The organism is Streptomyces sp. NBRC 110028, from assembly GCF_001417735.1.
In the GTDB taxonomy this organism is placed as follows: domain Bacteria; phylum Actinomycetota; class Actinomycetes; order Streptomycetales; family Streptomycetaceae; genus Streptomyces.
Genome location: NZ_BBUZ01000023.1, coordinates 809,669 through 830,750 on the forward strand (window position 1 = coordinate 809,669; position 21,082 = coordinate 830,750).

Annotated in this window: 17 protein-coding genes; 5 read left to right on the top strand and 12 right to left on the bottom strand. The window is 72.8% G+C overall.

Features of this window, described 5'->3' with window-relative positions:
- Both ASC60_RS08750 and ASC60_RS08755 read left to right on the top strand, forming a co-directional pair.
- Positions 1 to 1,779 carry a dolichyl-phosphate-mannose--protein mannosyltransferase gene (locus tag ASC60_RS08750; RefSeq protein WP_055548498.1) on the top strand — a complete coding sequence of 593 codons (1,779 nt, stop codon included), beginning with the start codon at positions 1 to 3 and terminating at the stop codon, positions 1,777 to 1,779.
- Positions 1,780 to 1,921: 142 nt separating this feature from the next.
- Entirely contained in the window at positions 1,922 to 3,574 is a 1,653-nt protein-coding gene (locus ASC60_RS08755) for a penicillin-binding transpeptidase domain-containing protein (RefSeq protein ID WP_055548500.1), read from the top strand.
- A gap of 71 nt (positions 3,575 to 3,645) precedes the next feature.
- On the opposite strand, the gene ASC60_RS08760 is transcribed toward ASC60_RS08755, so the two are convergent.
- A complete protein-coding gene (locus tag ASC60_RS08760; protein ID WP_055548502.1) occupies positions 3,646 to 4,047 on the bottom strand; it encodes a cupin domain-containing protein in 402 nt (133 codons plus the stop codon).
- Between the two features lie 116 nt (positions 4,048 to 4,163).
- Between ASC60_RS08760 and ASC60_RS08765 the strand changes: the two genes are divergently transcribed.
- Both ASC60_RS08765 and ASC60_RS08770 read left to right on the top strand, forming a co-directional pair.
- On the top strand, positions 4,164 to 4,658 hold the full coding sequence (locus ASC60_RS08765; protein WP_055548807.1) for a YbaK/EbsC family protein: 495 nt from the start codon (positions 4,164 to 4,166) through the stop codon (positions 4,656 to 4,658).
- Positions 4,655 to 5,518 carry a DMT family transporter gene (locus tag ASC60_RS08770; protein WP_055548504.1) on the top strand — a complete coding sequence of 288 codons (864 nt, stop codon included), beginning with the start codon at positions 4,655 to 4,657 and terminating at the stop codon, positions 5,516 to 5,518. Before ASC60_RS08765 ends, ASC60_RS08770 begins: the two co-directional genes overlap by 4 nt.
- Positions 5,519 to 5,522: 4 nt before the next feature.
- Here ASC60_RS08770 and ASC60_RS08775 read toward each other — a convergent pair whose 3' ends face one another.
- The 7 genes from ASC60_RS08775 to ASC60_RS08805 all read right to left on the bottom strand — a co-directional run bounded on the left by ASC60_RS08775 (position 5,523) and on the right by ASC60_RS08805 (position 13,566).
- Positions 5,523 to 6,305, bottom strand: coding sequence for an SDR family NAD(P)-dependent oxidoreductase (locus ASC60_RS08775; protein WP_055548506.1), 783 nt, complete (start codon positions 6,303 to 6,305; stop codon positions 5,523 to 5,525).
- 144 nt (positions 6,306 to 6,449) lie between these two features.
- Positions 6,450 to 7,658 carry a serine hydrolase domain-containing protein gene (locus ASC60_RS08780; protein WP_107097010.1) on the bottom strand — a complete coding sequence of 403 codons (1,209 nt, stop codon included), beginning with the start codon at positions 7,656 to 7,658 and terminating at the stop codon, positions 6,450 to 6,452.
- 70 nt (positions 7,659 to 7,728) lie between these two features.
- Positions 7,729 to 8,487 (bottom strand): energy-coupling factor ABC transporter ATP-binding protein, encoded by a 759-nt coding sequence (locus ASC60_RS08785; protein WP_055548510.1) that lies wholly within the window; start codon positions 8,485 to 8,487, stop codon positions 7,729 to 7,731.
- A complete protein-coding gene (gene cbiQ, locus ASC60_RS08790; RefSeq protein WP_055548512.1) occupies positions 8,484 to 9,248 on the bottom strand; it encodes a cobalt ECF transporter T component CbiQ in 765 nt (254 codons plus the stop codon). Before cbiQ ends, ASC60_RS08785 begins: the two co-directional genes overlap by 4 nt.
- Before the next feature lies 1 nt (position 9,249).
- Complete coding sequence (locus tag ASC60_RS08795; RefSeq protein ID WP_055548514.1) at positions 9,250 to 10,404, bottom strand: energy-coupling factor ABC transporter permease; 1,155 nt, start codon at positions 10,402 to 10,404, stop codon at positions 9,250 to 9,252.
- A 155-nt stretch (positions 10,405 to 10,559) separates the two neighbouring features.
- Positions 10,560 to 12,818, bottom strand: coding sequence for an MMPL family transporter (locus tag ASC60_RS08800; protein ID WP_055548516.1), 2,259 nt, complete (start codon positions 12,816 to 12,818; stop codon positions 10,560 to 10,562).
- 124 nt (positions 12,819 to 12,942) lie between these two features.
- Positions 12,943 to 13,566, bottom strand: a complete 624-nt coding sequence (locus tag ASC60_RS08805) for a TetR/AcrR family transcriptional regulator (protein ID WP_055548518.1) — start codon at positions 13,564 to 13,566, stop codon at positions 12,943 to 12,945.
- Between the two features lie 140 nt (positions 13,567 to 13,706).
- Between ASC60_RS08805 and ASC60_RS08810 the strand changes: the two genes are divergently transcribed.
- Positions 13,707 to 17,090, top strand: coding sequence for a S41 family peptidase (locus ASC60_RS08810; RefSeq protein WP_055548520.1), 3,384 nt, complete (start codon positions 13,707 to 13,709; stop codon positions 17,088 to 17,090).
- Between the two features lie 115 nt (positions 17,091 to 17,205).
- On the opposite strand, the gene ASC60_RS41535 is transcribed toward ASC60_RS08810, so the two are convergent.
- The 4 genes from ASC60_RS41535 to ASC60_RS08830 all read right to left on the bottom strand — a co-directional run bounded on the left by ASC60_RS41535 (position 17,206) and on the right by ASC60_RS08830 (position 21,032).
- Positions 17,206 to 17,469, bottom strand: coding sequence for a hypothetical protein (locus tag ASC60_RS41535; RefSeq protein ID WP_055548522.1), 264 nt, complete (start codon positions 17,467 to 17,469; stop codon positions 17,206 to 17,208).
- A 121-nt stretch (positions 17,470 to 17,590) separates the two neighbouring features.
- The gene (locus ASC60_RS08820; RefSeq protein ID WP_055548524.1) at positions 17,591 to 18,496 is read right to left on the bottom strand and encodes an SDR family oxidoreductase; all 906 of its coding nucleotides are present in this window, start codon (positions 18,494 to 18,496) and stop codon (positions 17,591 to 17,593) included.
- On the bottom strand, positions 18,493 to 19,512 hold the full coding sequence (locus ASC60_RS08825; protein WP_055548525.1) for an alpha/beta fold hydrolase: 1,020 nt from the start codon (positions 19,510 to 19,512) through the stop codon (positions 18,493 to 18,495). The genes ASC60_RS08820 and ASC60_RS08825 overlap by 4 nt, the downstream gene beginning before the upstream one ends.
- Positions 19,509 to 21,032, bottom strand: a complete 1,524-nt coding sequence (locus tag ASC60_RS08830) for an NAD(P)/FAD-dependent oxidoreductase (RefSeq protein ID WP_199830897.1) — start codon at positions 21,030 to 21,032, stop codon at positions 19,509 to 19,511. The genes ASC60_RS08825 and ASC60_RS08830 overlap by 4 nt, the downstream gene beginning before the upstream one ends.
- Positions 21,033 to 21,082 lie beyond the last annotated feature (50 nt).

Here is a 21,082-nt window from a genome sequence, read left to right on the forward strand (position 1 = left end):
GTGAGCAGTGACACCGCGACCCACGCCCAGCCGGGCCGAGCCGCCGGCCAGCACCCGCCGGCCTGGCAGCGTCGGCTGCGCCGTTTCGGATACGCGGGCCACTCCCGGCCCGGCGTACGGGAACGGCTCGTCCCGCCCTACCAGCAGCCGGGCACCCGGCTGTGGGAAACCCTCGGGGCGACCCCCGCGGTGGCGGCCAGAATCGCCCGCTGGAGCGGCTGGGGCGGGCCGCTGCTGGTCGCGCTCGTCGCCGGGCTGACCCGCTTCTGGCGCCTCGGCAGCCCGGACAACGTCATATTCGACGAGACGTACTACGCCAAGGACGCCTGGTCGATCTGGCGGTTCGGGTACGAAGGCACCTGGCCCAAGACCGCCAACGACAAGATCCTCGACACGCCACAGCACATCCCGCTGAGCGACGCCGCGTCCTATGTGGTCCACCCGCCGGTCGGCAAGTGGGTCATCGGTCTCGGCGAGCAGTTCTTCGGGCTGCACCCCTTCGGCTGGCGGTTCATGGTCGCCCTGCTCGGCACCCTGTCGGTGCTGATGCTGTGCCGGATCGGGCGGCGGCTGTTCCGCTCGACGTTCCTCGGCTGCCTGGCGGGCGCCCTGATGGCCGTGGACGGCCTGCACTATGTGATGAGCCGCACAGCCCTGCTCGACCTGGTGCTGATGTTCTTCGTGCTGGCCGCCTTCGGCGCCCTGCTCATCGACCGGGACCAGGCCCGGGCCCGGCTCGCGGCCGCGCTTCCGGCCGGCGAGGACGGCTCCGGCCGACCCGACGCGACGGTCGGCTGGGGCCTGAAGCTGGGCGCGCGGCCGTGGCGGATCGCGGCCGGGGTGCTGCTGGGCCTGGCCCTCGGCACCAAGTGGAACGGGCTGTACGTCCTCGCGGCCTTCGGCCTCATGGCCGTCCTGTGGGACGTCGGCGCGCGCCGCACCGCGGGCGCCCCGCGCCCCTACCGGGCGGTGCTGCGGCGGGACCTGCCGTGGGCGTTCCTGTCGACGGTGCCTGTGGCGATCGTCACCTACGTCGTCTCCTGGTCGGGCTGGTTCACCGCGAGCGGCAGCTTCAGCCGGGCGCACGGCTGGCAGCACAGCGGCTACTTCCGCCACTGGTCCGAGTCGCCGAAGCCGGACGGCGGCGGCTACGGCACCGGCGGCGCCTTCGACTGGCTGCTCAACCCGCTGCGCAGCCTGTGGCACTACGAGACCGAGGTCTACAAGTTCCATGTGGGCCTGAACTCCCCGCACGTCTACCAGTCCAACCCGTGGAGCTGGCTGGTCCAGTCCCGGCCGGTCTCGTACTTCTACGAGTCGCCGCGGGCCGGACAGGAGGGCTGCCCCAAGGACGCCGCCGAGAAGTGCGCGCGCGAGGTACTGGCCCTGGGCACCCCGCTGCTGTGGTGGGCGGCCTGCTTCGCGGTGCTCTACCTGCTGTTCCGGTGGGCGCTGCGGCGCGACTGGCGGGCGGGCGCCGTCCTGGGCGGGATCGCGGCCGGGTATCTGCCGTGGTTCCTCTACCAGGAACGCACCATCTTCTCCTTCTACGCCGTGGTGTTCGTGCCGTTCCTGTGCCTGGCGGTGGCCATGATGGTCGGCGCGATGCTGGGTCCGCCGGGGGCCAACGAGACCCGGCGGGTGGTGGGCGCGGTCGGCGCGGGCGCGCTCGTCCTGCTCATCATCTGGAACTTCATCTACTTCTTCCCGCTGTACACGGGCCAGACGGTGCCCATGGACGCCTGGCGGGCCCGCATGTGGCTGGACACCTGGATCTGACCGGCGGCCCCGGCCCCCGGAGGGAGCGCTTCCGCCAGCGGGCAGCGGGCGCGGCGGGTTCACACGATGCCGGTAGAGTGCGTCGGACCGCGGCCCCCATCGCACCGATGGGGGGACTCGAAGAACACAGTGGGGGTTCTGCATGCGGAGTGGCGCGAGAGCCGCGATCGTCAGTGCGGTGTTCGCCGCCATGGTCGTCAGTGTTGCCGGCTGCGGCAGCGGCCAGGATGACTCGTCGGGTTCCAAGGACGGCGCGAACGCCGGGGCGTCGGGCGACGACAAGAACGCCGTGAAGAAGGTGAAGACCGGTCCGCCCAGCGCGACCGAAGTCAAGACCACCGCCCGCGAGTTCCTGGCGGCCTGGTCGGCGGGCGAGACGGCGAAGGCCGCCGCCCTGACGGACGACAGCGACGCGGCCGCCGCGGCGCTGAGCGGCTACCGCAAGAAGGCCCATATCGACAAGGTCGAGCTGAATCCGGGCCAGGCCGGCGGCGCCAAGGTGCCGTTCTCGGTCAACGCCCGGATCGCGTACAGCGGTGAGAGCAGCGTCCCGTGGACGTATGAATCCTCGCTGTCCGTGACCCGCGACACCAAGACGGGCAAGCCGGTCGTCGACTGGCAGCCCTCGGTCGTCCACCCCAAGCTGGGCAAGGGCGACACCCTGAAGACCGGCGAGTCCGAGGCACCACCGATCAAGGCCCTCGACCGGGACGGCACGGAGCTGACCGCCACCGACCACCCCACCCTCAAGGGGGTGCTGTCCGGGCTGCGCGAGCGGTACGGCAAGAAGGCCGGCGGCAAGGCGGGCGTGGAGACCTTCATCTCCCGCGCCAAGGGCTCCAAGTCCCCCGACGAGACGCTGAAGGTGCTCTCCAAGGGCACCCCGGGCACGCTGAAGACGACGATCGACGCGAAGCTCCAGCGCACCGCCGAACAGCAGGTGAGCAAGAAGAGCAAGGCGTCGGTCGTGGCCGTCAAGCCGAGCACCGGTGAGATCCTGGCGGTGGCCAACTCCCCCGCGAGCGGCTTCAATGCGGCGCTCCAGGGCTCGTACGCACCGGGCTCGACCATGAAGGTCATCACCTCGGCGACGCTGATCGACAAGGGTCTGGCCGCGTACGGCAAGGCGCATCCGTGCCCGAAGTACTTCAGTTACGGCGGCTGGAAGTTCCAGAACGACAAGAAGTTCGAGATCAAGAACGGCACGTTCGAGCAGAGCTTCGCCCGTTCCTGCAACACCGCCTTCATCAGCCAGGCACCGAAGCTGAAGGACGACGATCTGACGAAGGAGGCCCGTGACGTCTTCGGCATCGGCCTCAACTGGCAGATCGGCGTGCCCACCTTCGACGGCGCCGTGCCGGTCCAGTCCGCCGCCTCCAAGGGCGCGTCGCTGATCGGGCAGGGCGGGGTGCGGATGAACCCGCTCAACATGGCGTCGGTCTCGGCCACCGCCTCCACCGGCACCTTCCGCCAGCCGTACCTGGTCGCGCCGTCGGTGGACAACCGGACGCTGGCCAAGGCGAGCCGGACGATGAAGTCGAGCACCAAGGACCAGCTGCGCAAGCTGATGCACCTGACGGCCACTTCGGGCACCGCCGCCCAGGCGATGTCCGGGATGAGCGGTGACTTCGGCGCCAAGACCGGTTCGGCCGAGGTCGACAACCAGGAGAAGCCGAACGGCTGGTTCACCGCCTACAACGGCGACCTCGCGGCCGCCGGCGTGGTCCCCGAGGGAGGCCACGGCGGCGACACGGCGGGCCCGATCGTGGCCGCGCTGCTGCGCGCGGGCGGCTGACGCCCGTACGGCCGCACACGGCTTGAGGAGCCGGGCGGGCGCGGTGAATTCCGCGCCCGCCCGGCATCGTTTCAGTTGAGGGGGTGTCCGGTGGTGCTGTCCACGTGGTCCGGGATCTCGTCCTCGTGGCGGTCCCCGGTCGACGGGGTGCCCGACGGCTCGAACATCAGGATCGAGCCGCCCGGCGACGACGGCTTGTGCTCGGTGCCCCGAGGGACGACGAAGGTGTCGCCCTTGGTCAGCCGGACGGTCGTCTCCTTGCCGTCGGCGTCCCTCAGGGCGATGTCGAAGCGGCCGTCGAGCACCAGGAAGAACTCGTCGGTGGCCTCGTGCACGTGCCAGATGTGGTCGCCCAGGGTGTGGGCGATCCGCACGTCGTAGTCGTTCATCTGGGCGACGATCCGGGGGCTGTAGACCTCGTCGAACGAGGCCAGGGCCTCGGTGAGGTTGACGGGTGTGGGGTGCGGTTTCATGGTCCGATCATCGGCGGGCGACCGGGTTCGGGTCTTGAACGCCCGTGCGGATGACGGCGTTCCGTCACCCGAAATGTCCTCGCGGGGCCATGGCCTCCGCCGATAGCGTCGGTGCCATGGCCTCCGACACCTCAGAAACCGCCGCCCACCCCCGCTTCGCCGAAGCCCTGCGCGGCCTCGGCCTGGACGTGGAGATCCGCCGCTTCCCCGACGCCACCCGCACCGCCGTCGAGGCGGCCGAGGCGGTCGGCTGTGAGCTGAGCCAGATCGTCAAGTCCCTCGTCTTCGAGGCGGACGGGAAGCCGGTGGTGGTGCTGGTGGACGGCGCGTCCCGGGTCGATGTCGAGCGGGTACGCCGCGAGTTGGGCGCGGATGCGGTACGGCGGGCGAGCGCCGCGCTCGTCCGGGAGACGACGGGCTACGCCATCGGCGGCGTCCCGCCCTTCGGCCACCGCACCCACACCCGCGTCCTGGCCGACCGCCGGCTGCTGGACCACGGAGTCGTCTGGGCCGCGGCGGGCACCCCGCACACCGTCTTCCCGCTCGACCCCACGTCGCTGATCGCCCACGCCGGGGGAACCGTGGCCGACGTGCGCGACGCCACCGCATGACCCCGCTGGTCGCGGCCGCCGTCCTCCTGGCGGCCATCACCCACGCCAGCTGGAACGCCATCGCCCACCACATCCGCGATCAGCTGCTCTCCTTCACCCTGGTGAGCGGCGGCGGCGCGCTGTGCGGGGTGGTTTTGGCCGTCTTCAGCCCGCTGCCCGCCGCGGGCGCCTGGCCGTATCTGATCGCCTCCGCCGTGCTCCACCTCGGGTACTACGTCCTGCTCATGCGCTCCTTCCACCTGGGCGACTTCGGCCAGATGTACCCGATCGCCCGGGGCACCGCGCCGCTGGTGGTGACCGTGCTCGCCGCGGTCTTCGCCGCCGAGACCCCGGACGCCTGGCAGACGGCGGGCATCGCGGTGGCCTCGTCGGGGCTGCTGGGCGTGGCGCTGTGGGGCGCGCGGGGCGCCCGTACGGCGGGAAGCGGCGGCACCCAGGGGCTCGCCCTGGCCGCCGCCGTGGCCACCGGGCTGTCCATCGCCGCGTACACCGTCGTCGACGGCCTCGGCGTACGCGCCTCCGGCACCCCGCTCGGCTACATCGCCTGGCTGATGATCCTGCAGGGGTTCGTCATCCCCGCCTGCGCCCTCGCCACCCGCCGCCGCGCGCTGGCCGCCCAGCTCCGCCCGGTCGCCCCGCGCGGTCTGCTCGGCGGCGCCCTCTCGGTCTGCGCGTACGGCCTCGTCCTGTGGGCCCAGACCCGCGCCGCCCTCGCTCCCGTCGCCGCCCTCCGTGAATCCTCCATCATCGTGGGCGCGGCCATCGGCACCGTCTTCTTCAAGGAGCGCTTCGGCGCCCCCCGCATCGCGGCGGCGGGCCTGATGGTGGCGGGCATCGGCCTGATGTGGCACCCGGGCTGAGCGGTCACCCGCCCAGGATGGCCGTGCGCAGCGCCGTGTCGGTCATGGTGATGCCGCCGTCGACCGGGAGGGTGACGCCGGTGATCCAGGCGGCGTCGGGGGAGGCCAGGAAGGTGATGGCGGCGGCGATGTCGGCCGGTTCGCCGACCCGGCCGAGGGGGTAGGCGCCGGCGGCGCGGCGCAGCGCGTCCTCCCGGCCGTCCCATCCGGGGGTGCGGATGGTGCCGGGGGCGACGAGGTTGACGCGGACGCCGCGGGCGGCGGCGTGGCCCGCGAGGGTGCGGGTGAGGCTTCCCAGGCCCGCCTTGGCGGCGCTGTAGGCGTGGTTGCCGAAGTCCTGCAGGCCGTTGACCGAGCCGACGTTGACGATGGTGCCGCGGCCGCCGGCCGCGGCCAGATGGGGCAGGGCGGCGCGGGCGCAGCGGAAGGCGCCGCCGAGGGTGATGTCGAGGTCCTGGTGCCACGTGTCGTCCGGCTGGTCCTCGAACAGCGGGCTGTCGGCGTGGCAGGAGTGGGCGTTGTTGACCAGGACGTCGAGCCGGCCGAAGCGGTCCACCGCGTGCGCGACGGCCGCCTCCGCGTCGGCCCGCTCGGCGACGTCGCAGGCCAGCGCCTCGGCCTCGCCGCCGTCGGCGCGTATCGACTCGGCGGCGCGGGCGGCCCGTTCACCGTCGAGGTCGGTGACGAGGACGCGGGCGCCCTCGGTGGCGAAGCGGCGCGCGGTCGCCTCGCCGATGCCGCGCCCCGCGCCGGTGACGACGACCGCGTACCCCTCGAATCTGCGCATGGTGCACTCCTTCTCGCCGCGTTGCGGACCGGGCCCGCCCGGTGGCGGGCCCGCCGGAGTCACTGCCCGGCCCGGGAGGCGCGCAGTCGCCGGGGGCCGGCCGGTGAGGCCGAAGCGCGCGCCCTCAAGCCCCGGAGGGCCCGCCTACGCCTCCTGGGCCGCCAGCGCCGTCCGTACGGCGCGCACCAGGGCCTGCGCCCGTGGGTCGGCGGTGACGCCGCGCTGCATGCCGTTGGTGACGTACGCGAAGCCGATCCGCGCCTCCGGGTCGGCGAAGGCGAGCGAGCCGCCCCGCCCCGGGTGGCCGAAGGAGCCCGGGCCCAGCAGCGGGCAGGCCGGGCCGTGCAGCATGTAGCCGAGCCCGAAGCGGGTGCCGACCACCAGCACCCGGTCCGGCCCGGTGGACTCCTCCGTACGGGCCAGGGTCAGCGTCGCCGGGGCGAAGAGGCGGCCGCCCGCGCGGGCCGTGCGCGCCGACGGCAGCGGGCCGATCAGCGCGGCGTAGAAGCGGGCCAGCGCGTCGGCGGTGGCGACGCCGCCGGAGCCGGGCAGCCCGGCGGCGAGATAGGCCGGGTCGTTCTCGTCGGGCACCGGGCTGATCGCGCCGAACGCGCGCCGGGTCAGCGACTCCGGGTCGGCGTACGCCTCGGCCACCGACCGCTTGGGCCGCAGCCGCAGCCCCTGTGCGGCGGGCGCGGCCGGCGCCTCCACCGAGCCGATCCGGCCGACCCGGTCCAGCTGCTCCTCGGGGAGCCCGAGCCACAGGTCCAGGGCGAGCGGCCGGGCGATCTCCTCCGCGATCCAGCGGCCGATGGTGCGCCCGGTGACCCGTCGCACCAGCTCGCTCAGCAGCCAGCTGTAGGTCTGGGCGTGGTAGCCGTGGGCCGTGCCGGGCTCCCAGTCGGGGCGCTGGGCGGCGACGGCCCGCGGCCCGGATATGCCGTCGATGGCCTCGGCCGGGGTCAGCGGGGTGTCGAGGGCGGGGATCCCGGCGCGGTGGGCGAGCAGATGCCGCACCAGCACCCGTTCCTTGCCGTTCTCCTTGAACTCGGGCCAGTACGTGCCGACCCGGCCGTCCAGGTCGAGCTGGCCGCGCTGGTGGAGCAGCAGCGGTACGGCGGAGGCGACGCCCTTGGTGACGGAGCGGACGACCTGCGCGGTGTCCTGGGCCCACGGCTCGCCGTCGCCGTCCTCGGCCGGGTCCTTCGTACCGCCCCACAGGTCGACGGCCTTCTCCCCGTCCCGGTAGAGGACGATGGCCGCGCCGCGGTCACCGCGCTTCGCGAAGTTGTCCGCGAAGGCGTCCCGGACCGGTTCGAATCCGTCGGCCACCGTGCCCTGGACGTCCACCACTGATCCGACTCCCACCCTGCCGATCCGACCGTGCTGCCGTCCTTATGGTGCAACGAGCCCGGCCGGGACGTCAGACCGGGGCCGTCACCGAGCGGGGGTCGAAGCCGAAGGGCAGCTCCAGCCGGTGCTCCCGCATCAGCTCCTGGTCGCACAGCAGGTCCTGGGTACCCCCGTCGGCCGCGATCACTCCCCCGCTGAGCACCACGGACCGCGGGCACAGCTCCAGCGCGTACGGCAGGTCGTGGGTGACCATCAGCACGGTGACGTCCAGGGCGCGCAGGATGTCGGCCAGTTCGCGGCGCGAGGCCGGGTCGAGGTTGGAGGAGGGCTCGTCCAGGACGAGGATCTCCGGCTCCATGGCCAGCACGGTCGCGACCGCCACCCGCCTGCGCTGCCCGAAGGACAGGTGGTGCGGCGGCCGGTCCGCGAACTCGGCCATCCCCACCCGGTCCAGGGCCCGGTGGACCCGCTCCGCCAGCTCCGCGCCGCGCATCCCGGCGGCGGCCGGGCCGAACGCCACGTCCTCGCGCACGGTCGGCATGAACAGCTGGTCGTCCGGGTCCTGGAAGACGATGCCCACCCGGCGGCGGATCTCGGCCAGGTTCGGCTTGGTCACCGGCAGCCCGGCGACCGTGACCGATCCGGCGCCCCCCTCCAGGATGCCGTTCAGATGCAGCACGAGGGTGGTCTTGCCCGCCCCGTTGGGGCCGAGCAGCGCCACCCGCTCACCGCGCGCCACGGTCAGCTCGACGCCGAAGAGCGCCTGGTGGCCGTCGGGGTAGGCGTAGGCGAGGCCGGACACCTGGAGGGACGGCGGGGCGGAGGTCATGTGAGCATCCATCCGGTCAGGCAGACCGCCAGCGCGGTCAGCGGAAGTGCGGCGGCGTAACTCCACTGTGCACGGGACGCGGTCACCTCGTCGATCACCGGCATCGTGCCCGTGTAGCCACGGCTGAGCATCGCCAGGTGGACCCGTTCGCCCCGCTCGTAGGAGCGGATGAACAGCGCTCCGGCCGACTTCGCGAGCACGCCCCACTGCCGCACCCCGCGCGCCTCGAAGCCGCGCGAGCGGCGGGCGATCCGCATCCGGCGCATCTCGTCGGTGATGACGTCCCCGTAGCGGATCATGAAGGACGCGATCTGCACCAGCAGCGGCGGCATCCGCAGCCGCTGGAGCCCCAGCAGCAGGGCGCGCAGCTCGGTCGTGGACGCCAGGATGACGGACGCGGCGACCCCGAGCGTGCCCTTGGCCAGGATGTTCCAGGCACCCCACAGCCCGGACTCGCTGAGCGACAGCCCGAGTACGTCCACCCGCGCGCCCTCCGCGACGAACGGCATCAGCACGGCGAAGGCCACGAACGGGATCTCGATCAGCAGACGCCTCAGCAGAAACCCGGCCGGGATGCGGGCCGTCGCCGCCACCGCCGCCAGCAGCACGGCGTACAGGCCGAACGCCCACAGCGCCTCTCGGGGCGTCGCGACGACGACGAGGACGAAGCAGAAGACGGCGGCGATCTTGCAGTGCGGGGGGAGGGTGTGGACCGGTGAGCGGCCCGCCCGGTAGAGCGTATGCGCGTGTCCCGCCCCCATCTCAGCGCGCCTCGGCGTCGGTCTCGGCCCGGCGGCGCCGTACGACGACGAAGACCCCGGTCCCCACGGCGAGCGTCGCGCCGACCCCGATCACCCCGGCGAGGCCGCCGGAGAGGCGGGCGTTGGAGATGTCCTTGACGCCGTAGTCGGCGAGCGGGGAGTCCTTGGCGGCGTGGTCCTCGGTCTTCTGGTCGATGCCCTTGTCCTGCGCGACCTTCTCCAGCCCGTCGGGGCTGGCGGACGCGTAGAAGCTGACGACGCCCGCGCACAGCAGCGCGGCCCCGAGCCCGGCCGCCCACACCCGGCGCGCGGAGCGCCGAGGTGCGGCGGCCGTGGGGGCGGCGGTTTCCGCGTCCGTGCCCGCGGGTGCCGCCGTGACCGCACGAGCGGCGGCGGGCGCGGCGGGGTCGGCGTCCCCGAGGTTCCCGGCGTTCCCGGCGTTCCCGGCGGGTGACGCCGGGGCCGGGGTGCGCACCGGGGCACCGGTACGGAGTTCCAGGCGGCGCGCGGTCACGCCGCGTGCGCCGTGGACCAGATCCGGTCGTACGGCCATCACGGCGCCGACCGTCAGGGACGTGATGGCCGCCTCGCCGATGCCGATCAGCACATGCACGCCGACCATCGCGGTGAAGACTTTGCCGATCGCCACGTCGGTCGTCCCGCCCAGCGCGTAGATCGCGGTGAAGGCGACGGCGGCGGCCGGGACGGAGACCAGGGCGGCGACGAAGGACGCCACGGTGACCGTGCGGCGCCGGTTCGGGGCGAGCTTCAGCACGGCGCGGAAGATCCCGTAGGCGACGACCGTGGTGACGACCGCCATGTCCGTGATGTTGACGCCGAGCGCGGTGAGGCCGCCGTCCGCGAAGAGGACGCCCTGCATGAGCAGCACCACGGAGACGCACAGCACGCCCGTATAGGGGCCGACGAGGATCGCGGCCAGCGCCCCGCCGAGCAGATGCCCGCTGGTGCCCGCGGCGACGGGGAAGTTCAGCATCTGGACGGCGAAGATGAACGCCGCGACCAGCCCGGCCAGCGGCGCCGCCTGCTCGTCGAGTTCGCGCCGCGCGCCGCGCAGGCTGACGGCGACCGCGGCGGCGGCGACGGCACCGGTCGCCACCGATACGGGGGCGTCGATGAATCCATCGGGGACATGCATGGCGGGGCTCCGCTCCTGAGCTGCGGGTATCCGCTCGATGGTGACCTAACTGCACATCATTCGCAAGAGCACCCACCCCGCGAAAGCGCTGGCGGCGGCCCTCCCGCCTGGGAAGAGCCGCCGCCGGGGCGTGCGTTGGGCGTCTGCGCCGCCGGTTACACCCGGCTCAGCTCCGGGTCCTTCTCGGAGCCCTTGGCGTCCGCGTCGCGTCCCGGCGCGGCGTCCGCCCCGAGCTGCTTGCGCAGCCCCTCGCCCTCGACGTCCACGTTGGGCAGCGCCTTGTCGAGCCAGCGCGGCAGCCACCACGCCGCCTTGCCGAGCAGCGCCAGCACCGCCGGGACGATGGCCATGCGGACCACGAAGGCGTCGAAGAGGACCGCGGTGGCCAGACCGAAGCCGATCATCTTCACCATCGCCTCGGACGAGCCGATGAACCCGGCGAAGACGCTGATCATGATGACGGCGGCCGCGCTGACCACCCGGGCGCCGTGCCGGAAGCCGGTGACGACGGCCTGGCCGGGGCGCTCGCCGTGGATGTACGCCTCGCGCATCCGGGTCACCAGGAAGACCTCGTAGTCCATGGCCAGCCCGAACACCACACCGATCATGAAGATCGGCATCATGCTCATGATCGGGCCGGTCTCCTCGACGCCGAACAGGTCCGCCGCCCAGCCCCACTGGAAGACGGCGACCACCGCGCCGAGCGCCGCGACGACGGACAGCAGGAAGCCGAGCGCCGCCTTGAGCGGGACCAGGATCGACCGGAAGACGATCATCAGCAGCAGGAAGGCCAGCCCGACGACCAGCGCCAGATACGGCACCAGCGCGTCGTTCAGCTTCTGCGAGACGTCGATGTTCATCGCCGTCTGACCGGTCACCAGCACCTCGGCGCCGGTGTCGGACGTGAAGGAGCCCGCCTCGTCCCGGATGTCGGAGACGACCTTCTCGGTGTCGACACTGCTCGGCTTGTACTTCGGTACGACGGTGAGCATCGCCGTGTCGCCGGGCTTGTTGAACGTCGCCGGGGTGACGGCCGCGACGCCGTCCAGACCGGCGATGGTCTTCCTCACCTTGTTCACCGCGGCCTTGGGGTCGTCGCTGCCCTTGGTGTCGGCGACCACCATCAGCGGGCCGTTGAAGCCCGGGCCGAAGCCGTCGGAGATCATGTCGTACGCCTGCCGCTTCTGGCTGCTGACCGGCTGCGAACCGTCGTCCGGCAGCCCCAGCTCCAGGCTGAGCGCGGGCACCGCGGCGGCGCCGAGGCCGACCACACCGAGCAGCAGCACCGCCACCGGGCGGCGCATCACGAACCGGGCCCAGCGGGTGCCCATGTTGGGCTTCTCCTCCGCCTGCGTGCCCTCCGCGGCAGCGGAAGCCGCCTCCGCCATCCGCTTGCGCGCCTTGCGCCCGTACACCCGCTTGCCCGCGAAGCCCAGCAGCGCCGGGATGAGGGTGATCGCGACGAGGACGGCGATGACCACCGTGCCGGCCGCCGCGAAGCCCATCTTGGACAGCATCGGGATGTTGACGACCGCGAGGCCGACCAGCGCGATGACGACGGTGAGACCGGCGAAGACGACCGCGGAGCCCGCGGTGCCCACGGCCCGCCCGGCGGCCTCCTCGCGCTCCCGGCCCTCGACCAGTTCGGCGCGGTAGCGGGAGACGATGAAGAGCGCGTAGTCGATGCCGACCGCGAGGCCGATCATCATCGCCAGCGTCGAGGTCGTCGCGGACAGTCCGAGGGTGGTGGCGAGCGCGGTGATCCCGGAGATGCCGATGCCGACGCCGATGAGCGCGGTCAGCAGCGGCAGCCCGGCGGCCACCAGCGAGCCGAAGGTGATGGCGAGGACGATCGCGGAGACCACGATGCCGATGATCTCGGTGGAGCCGGTCTCCGGCATCTCCTGGAGCGCGTCACCGCCGATCGCCACCGTGAGATCCGACTTCTGCGCCTTCTCCCCTGCCGCCTTCAGACTGTCCTTGGCGGTGTCCTCCAGCTCCATGGCGTTGACCTTGTAGCTGGTCAGGATGTACGCGGTGGTGCCGTCCTTGGAGACGGCCCGGGCCTTGTACGGGTCGGCGACGGAGGCGACCTGCGGAGAGCTGGCCTTGAGGTCGGCGACGGTCTTCGTGACCACGGCCTTGTTGGCCGGGTCGGTCATCTTCTCGCCCTGGGGCGCACGGAAGACCACCCGGGCGGTGGCGCCGTCGGCGTTGCCGCCCGGGAAACGCTTCTCCAGGAGGTCGAAGGCCTTCTGGGCCTCGGTGCCCGGGATGGAGAAGCTGTCGTTGGCGGGGGGCGAGGCGGTCGCGGCGCCGACTCCGGCGACAGCCAGGAGCGCCACCCATATCAGGGCGACGAAACGGCGTCGCCGGAAGGCGAATCGACCGAGTTTGTAAAGGAACGTGGCCACGAGGAGAGGTGCTCCCGTCGAATCGGTGTCACTGCTGGCAGGTGTGCGCGACCCGACCGGCGACGAGAGCGGCGCGCCGGCTGGGTCCGTATGTCCGTATGGGGTAGGTGCGGGGTGGGGAGGGTCAGAGGCCGAGGGCGGGGAGGACCACGGCGTCGATGTATGCGCTGAGGTAGGCGAGGTCCGGCTCTTCGCCGTCGATCAGCGGCCGGGCGGCGAGGGCGCCGCACACCATGTGCACGACGTAACGCAAGGCGGGTCTGTCCGGAGCCACTTCCCCCCGGTCGACGGCACGCCGCAGCAGTGCGTCGAGAGCGTCCATATCGGGATGGAACAGCAGTTCCTGGAGGGCCTGATGGAGGTCCGGATGGGTGTGGACCGCCTGGGCCAGCCCCCTCATCAGAGCCGCGTCACGCTCCCAGATGCCGCCGGCGCACCGCACGATCTCGTGCAGGTCGCCGCGCAGCGATCCGGTGTCGACCTCCTGCAGCGCAACGGGCTTGGTGTGCCGCAGCGCGGAGGCCACCAGCTGCGGTTTGCTCTTCCACTGGCGGTAGAGCGTGGCCTTGCTGGAATGCGTGCGCGCGGCGACGGCGTCCATGGTCAGCGCGTCGTACCCGACCTCCCCGAGCAGCTCGATCACGGCCTCGTACAGCTCGCCCTCCCGCTCGGGGGACAGCCGACTGCGGCGGACCCGGGCCGTGGGCCGGTCGTCGACCGGCTGGTCGGCGGGCTGGGCCGTCGGCATGGCGCCCCTCTTTCGAACGAAACGGTTTCGTACTCTTCAACCATACGACCCCCTGCACCACCCAGATAGCGAAACCATGCCGTTTCGTTCGTGGTGTGCGTCACAGAACCGAGTTGCTTTGCCGGACCGAGGCCGAAACCATGGATGAGGTGAGGGACACCAGCGACACCGACCGCGCGTATCTGCGATTTCCGCATCTGCACGGCGACTTGCTGTGCTTCGCCGCCGAGGACGATCTGTGGGTCGCCCCGCTGACCGCCCGCGGCGAACCGCCCGGGCGGGCGTGGCGACTGACCGTCGACCGGACCCGGGTCGGCCATCCCCGCTTCTCCCCCGACGGCTCCCACATCGCGTACACGAACTGGCGCAGCCTCGACCCCGAGATCCACCTCGCCCCGGTGGACGGCGGCCCCACCCGGCGGCTGACCTACTGGGGCAGCGAGGACGCCCGGGTGTGCGGCTGGACGCCACCCGACCAGGACGGCGCCTCCCGCATCCTCGCCGTGTCCTCGCACGGCCAGCCCTTCTCGCACTTCTCCTGGGCCTACAGCCTGCCCACCGACGGCAGCCCCGGCAGCCGGCTGCCGTGGGGGCCGGTGGCCGACATCGCCGTGGCCGACATCGCCGTGCCCGACATCGCCGTGCCCGACATCGCCGTGCCCGACATCGCCGTCGGCTCCGGGCCGGACGGTGAGCGGCGCTCGGACGGTGAGCGGCGCACCCTGCTGCTCACCGGCAAGCCACCGCACGAGCCAGCCTCCTGGAAGCGCTACCGGGGCGGCGCGACCGGCCGGCTGTGGCTGGGCGGCACCCGGCTGCTGCCCGAACTCGACGGCCACCTGGACTCGGTCATGGTGGTCGGCGGGCGCATCGCCTTCCTCTCCGACCACGAGGGCGTCGGCAATCTCTACTCCTGCCTGCCCGACGGCACCGGTCTGCGCCGCCACACCGACCACGACGACTTCTACGCCCGCCACGCCTCGACCGACGGCAGCCGCGTCGTCTACCAGTGCGCCGGGGATCTGTGGCTGGTGGACGACCTCGGCCCGGACGCCGAACCCCGTCGGCTGCGGGTGCGGCTCGGCGGGGCGCGCGCCGGTCGGCGGCCCTATCAGGTGCCGGCCGCCTCCCACGTCGACTCGCTGTCCGTGGACACCACTGGCCGGGCCAGCGCGGTGTGTGTACGCGGCAGCCTGTACTGGCTCACCCATCGCGACGGCCCCGCCCGCACGCTCGCCGACACCCCGGGCGTCCGGGTGCGGATGCCCGAGATCCTGGGCTCCAGCGGGCGCGTCGCCTATGTGACGGACGCGGAGGGCGAGGACACGATCGAGATCGCCTATCTGCCGCGGGCGAGCGAGACGGGCGAACCACGGCGGCTGGCCGCGGGCCGGCTGGGGCGGGTGCGCGAGATGGAGCCCTCGCCCGACGGCGACCGGCTCGCCATCGCCGCCCACGACGGCCGGCTGCTGCTCGTGGACACCTCCGCGGACGGGGACGGCGAGGTCACCGAACTGGTCCGATCGCTCAACGGCCCGGTCGCCGACCTCGCCTTCTCACCCGATTCGGCCTGGCTGGCCTGGTCCCATCCCGGCATCGGGCGCAGCCTGCGCTCCATCAAGATCGCGCGGCTGACGGACCGGACCATAGTGGACGTGACCAGCGGGCGGTTCGAGGACGAGGAACCGGTCTTCACCAGCGACGGCCGCTATCTCGCCTTCCTGTCCTGGCGCGGCTTCGACCCCGTCTACGACGTGCACACCGGCGACCTGTCCTTCCCGCTCGGCTGCCGCCCCTATCTCGTACCGCTGTCCTCCGCCACGCCCTCGCCCTTCGCGCTCTCCCCCGAGGGCAGGCCGGCGGCGGGCGGGCTCGACCCGGACGACGGCGACGGGGGCGGGGACGGCGACGGCACGGTGACCGTCGAGGTGGAGGGGCTGCCCAGCCGGGTCACCGCCTTCCCGGTGGCCGCCTCCAAATACTCCTCGCTGTGGCCGGTCAGCGGCGGCGGCCTGGTGTGGCTGCGCTGGCCGATCTCGGGCGCGCTCGGCGAGACGTTCGCCAACCCCGCCGACACCTCCGACCGCCCCACCCTCGAACACTTCGACCTGGCCAAGGCCAAGCGCACCGAACTCACCAGCGAGCTGGACTGGTTCCGGGTCAGCGGCGACGGCTCCCGGCTCGTCGTCATCGACGACGGCGATCTGCGGGCGGTGCCCGCCACCGAGTCGGGCGACAGCGACTCCACGGTCCAGATCGACATGCGCCGCATCCAGCACACGGTGGACCCGGCGGCCGAGTGGCGGCAGGCGTACGAGGAGGCGGGCCGCATCACCCGGGCCTACTTCTGGGAGCCGGGCATGTGCGGCGTCGACTGGGACGGGGTGCTCGACCAGTACCGGCCGCTGGTCGAACGGGTCGCCTCCCCCGACGAGTTCGCCGATCTGCTGCGCGAGGTCCTGGGCGAACTGGGCACCTCGCACGCCTACGTCCAGGCCGCGCGCCGCAACGAGGGCCCGGCCCACTACCAGCGCCCCATCGGGCTGCTCGGCGCCGACTTCACGCGCACCGAGGACGGGGCGTGGCAGGTCTCCCGCATCCTGCCCGGCGAGTCCTCCGACTCCCGGGCGCGCTCGCCGCTCGCGGGCTCCGGCATCCGCGAAGGCGCCCGGCTCACTCATGTCGACGGCCGCCCGGTGGATCCGGTGGCCGGTCCCTGCCCGCTGCTGACCGCGGCGGGCGGCACCACCGTCGAGCTGACCTTCGCCGCCCCGGACGGCGAGGGCCCGCCGCGCCGGATCGCGGTCGTCCCGCTGATCGACGAGCGGCCGCTGCGCTACCAGGACTGGGTGGCCAGGCGGCGGGCGGTGGTACGGGAGTTGAGCGACGGGCGGTGCGGCTATCTGCACATCCCGGACATGGGCGGCTCCGGCTGGGCGCAGTTCAACCGGGACCTGCGCCGGGAGGTGTCGTTCCCCGCGCTGATCGTGGACGTCCGGGGGAACGCGGGCGGCAACATCAGCGAGCTGGTGGTCGAGAAGCTGACCCGCACCGTGATGGGCTGGGACCTCACGCGCAACGCCCAGCCGGTGTCGTACACCAGCAACGCGCCGCGCGGGCCGATCGTCGCGGTCGCGGACGAGGCGACCTCCTCCGACGGCGACATGATCACCGCGGCCTTCAAGATCCAGGGCATCGGCCCGGTGGTGGGGCTGCGGACCTGGGGCGGTGTGGTCGGCATGACCGGCCGCCATCCGCTCGGCGACGGTACGGCGATCACGGTGCCGATGAACGCCGCCTGGTTCGACGCCTACGGGTGGGGGGTCGAGAACCATGGCGTGGAGCCGGACATCCCGGCGCCCCGCTCCCCGCTGGACTGGGCGGAGGGCCGCCATCCACAGCTGGGGGTCGCGGTGCGTACGGCGCTGGACCTGCTGGAACGGCATCCGGCCGCGGCCCCACCGGGCTATGGCCAGGTACCGGACCGGCGACGCCCGAAACTCCCCCCGCGGGGCGACGGTTGAGCGCGGGGCAACGGGCTGGCGCATGAACTGAGCTGACTCATGCGTGCCGGGGGCGCATCCCCTGACGGATGCGCCCCCTCGCGCACACTCTTCACCAACCCGTCGACGAGACGGCTTACATCTCCTCGAACGGCTCCTGGTCCCGCATCTCGTCGCCCATGCCCTGCTGGCGGCGCTCCCGGCCCATACGCTCGGCCTGTTCACGGCTTTCGGGCCGGTCCTGGTCGCGGCGCGGCTCCTGACCCCGCTGGCCCCGCTGGGTCTGCTGGCCCTGCTGGCCTCGCTGCCCCTGCTGCCCCCGCTGGGTCTGCTGGCCCTGCTGGCCCTGCGCCTTGCGCTTGGCCTGCTGGGCCTTCTCGCTGAACTCGTCCTTCCCCATCTGTGTCACTCCTCATCGGGTGAAAGGGATCGGGCCCGACCAGAGTTACACGCAGGGACATACTCCGCATTTCGATCGACCCCACCCATCGAATTCCCAGGTCAGCACGGTTGACAGTCAGTTACCGGTCACGCTGCGTACGGGCGGTGCGCGCCCGATCGTCCGCCGCGCCACCCTCGCCCATGAGATGGCCGCGCTGCCCGCGGGTGGCCGCCAACCGGGGTTCGACCCTGCGCATCTCCCGCCGCCCCACCGCCCCGATCAGGGCGGGCAGACAGCCGCGCAACGGCTGCGTCCCGCGCAGCCACCACTGCGCGTACACATGGGCCGAGCGGCGCTCTATCCCGGCGACGAGCCGGTCCACGGCCGGACCCGGGGGATACGTACGCCCCGCGGGCCAGGGCATCCGCGATCGCAACTCCCGCATCAGCTCGTCCCGGTCGGCGCCGCGCACCATGTCCGTGTCGGTCCAGCTGAGATAGCCGACCCCGACCCCTACGCCCCGGTGGCCCACCTCGGCGCGCAGACAGTGCGCGAACGCCTCGACCCCCGCCTTGGACGCGCAGTACGCGCTCATCATCGGGGCGGGCGCGATCGCGGCGAGCGAGGCGATCTGCAGCAGATAGCCACGGCTGGCGATCAGTGCGGGCAGGAAGGCGCGGGCCGTGGTGGCGCTGCCCAGCAGATTGACTTCGACCACCCGCCGCCAGGCCGTCTCGTCGGTGTCGAGGAACGGACCGCCGGTGGCCACTCCGGCGTTGGCGCAGACGATGTCCACCGCGCCGAAGCGCTCCACCACTTCCCGCGCGACCCGGGCCATCGCCTCCGGGTCGGTGACATCGGCGTGCCAGTGACCGGAGTCGGTGGGCAGCCGCTCCGACACCCGCTTCAGCTCCTCCGGTTCCAGGCCCACCAGCGCCACCCGGGCGCCGCGCGCGGACAGTTTGCGAGCCAGCAGCTCGCCGATTCCCCGTGCCGCGCCGGTCACCACCGCGACCCGGCCCTCCAGACTCCTGCGCGTGCTCATGTCGTCTTCTCCTCGACTGCGTGGGGGTCGCCGACCGCGTGGGGGTCGTCGTCGGTCATGGCATCGGGCACGGCATCGGCCCCGGGGGCTCCCTGGGCTCCTCCGTGGTCCGCGGCGAGGCGGCGGATGACGTGGCTCACCGCCCCGGGGTCCTCCACGGGGGTCATATGGCCGAGGCCGGGCAGCTCGGTGAGGCCGGTGCAGTGCGGCAGCGCGGCCGCTATGGCGTGGGCGTGCTCGGGCGGGGTCAGCCGGTCGGCGCTGCCGACGATGACGGCGGCGGGCATGGTCAGCAGCCCGACGCGGGCGTCCAGATCGAGTTCGCCCATGACATGCGCCCAGGCGGCGCGCACGGCGCGAGGGCACGCGTGCACGATCTGCGCGCACGCCTCCACCATGGCGGGGGCGGAACCCGGGCCCATCGTCCCGTACCGCAGCAGGCGCTTGGCGAGAGGCGTGACCGGCCCCATGGGGACCCGCGCGCCGAGGATCGCGCGATGGATCCGCGCCCGTAGCCGATCGGAGCGCAGCGGCACCACACGCGCCCGCTCGATCAGCCGGGAGGCGCCGGTGCTGCACAGCACCACCGCGGCGGCGCGCTCGCGCAACGCCGGACGGCCGGCGGCGGCCATCACCGTCATCCCGCCCATCGAGTGGCCCACGACCACGGCCCGGCGGCCCGGCTCCAGGGTCTGCTCCAGCACCGCCTCCAGGTCGTCGGCCAGCGCCTCGGTGCTGTAGCCGCCGGGGCCGGGGCCGGGGGCGGCGCTGCGGCCATGGCCGCGCTGGTCGTACAGGATCACCCGGTGGTCGGCGGCCAGTTGCCGCAGGACCGGTGCCCAGAACGCGGTCGAGCAGGTCCAGCCGTGCACCAGGACGACGGCGGGAGCGGCGGGGTCGGCGGGCCCGTGCAGCTCCGCGTGCAGCCGGACGCCGTCGGCCGAGGTGACGGTCAGCTCGTGCGCGCCGGCCGGCGGGGCGTACGGCCCGGAGGGGACGTAGCGGGCGCGCCTCATCGCGAACCCCTCCCCGCGGCGGACTCCGCGCCCTGGGCGGCTCCGGTCCGCTGCCGCAGCACGTGGTACTCCGCGAGCCGCACCCGCCGGGTGACCCGTTTGAACTCGCTGGTCGAGCCCGGCCACAGGGTCGTGTTGCGGCCGTTGTCCAGATACCAGCTGTCGCAGCCGCCCGAATTCCACACCGTGCGCTTCATCCTCTCCTGGACCATGTCGTTGTAGGCGCGGACCGCCGCCGGACGGGCATCCAGGGCGACCTTGCCGCCGAGGGCGTCCAACTGCCGCAGATAGTCGGTCACATAGTTGAGCTGGGCCTCGATGATGAGGATCATCGAGCTGTTGCCGAGCCCGGTATTGGGCCCGATGATCGTCAGGAAGTTGGGGAAGCCCGCCGCGCTGGCGCCGCGCAGCGCCTCCATACCGCCCTTCCACTCCTCCGCCAGCGTGGTGCCCGCCGCCCCGGTCACGCGCTGGGCGATGGGGATGTCGGTGACGTGGAAGCCGGTCCCGAAGATGATCGCGTCGGCCTCGGTCTCGGTGCCGTCGGAGCCGATCAGCGTGGTGCCGCGGATCTCCTTGAGCCCGCCGACCACCTCCACGTGCGGCTGGGCGAGCGCCGGGTAGTAGTCGTTCGACAGCAGGATGCGCTTGCAGCCGATGCGGTAACGGGGGGTCAGCCTGGCCCGCAGCACCGGGTCCTTGATGGCCCGCCCCATGTGCGCCCCGGCCAGCCGCTCGACGAACCCCAGCTCGGCCGGGTGCTTGGTGAAGGCCCCGACCTGCAACTCCCGGATCCCCCACACCAGCCCGCGGCGCAGCGCCCCGGAGACCGGCAGCCTGCTGTGCAGCCAGCGCTCGGCGCCGGTGATCCGGCGGTCCATGCGCGGCAGCACCCAGGGCGGGGTGCGCTGGAAGAGGGTGAGCCTGCGCGCCTCCTTCTGGATCTCGGGCACGATCTGGATGGCCGAGGCACCGGTGCCGACCATCGCGACCCGCTTGCCGCGCAGGTCGTAGCCGTGGTCCCAGCGCGCGGTGTGGAAGACCTTGCCGGGAAAGCCGTCGAGCCCGGGGATGTCCGGGATCTTCGGGTCGGAGAGCGGCCCGGTCGCGCTCACCACGACATCGGCGGTCAGCGGCCCGCGCGCGGTCTCGATCTCCCAGTGCAGGGCCGCCCCGTCCCAGCGCAGGGCCAGCACCTCGGCGCCGAAGCGCAGATGCGGCCGCAGCCCGAAGGTGTCGGCGACCCGCTCCAGATAGGCCCGGATGTGCCGCTGCCCGGAGAAGGCGCGCGGCCAGTGGGGGTTGGGGGCGAAGGAGAAGGAGTAGAGGTGGGAGGGGATGTCGCAGGCGCAGCCCGGATAGCTGTTGTCCCGCCAGGTCCCGCCCACCGCGTCGGCCCGCTCCAGGACCACGAAGTCGGTGATGCCGGCGCGGCGCAGTCTCACCGCCGCGCCCAGCCCTCCGAATCCGGACCCGATCACCGCCACCCGCACGTGCTCATCCGTCAGCCCAGCCGCCATGCCGCCGCCTCCCGCCGCTCGAACCGCCTTGAACTGTCTGAGCTTGGACG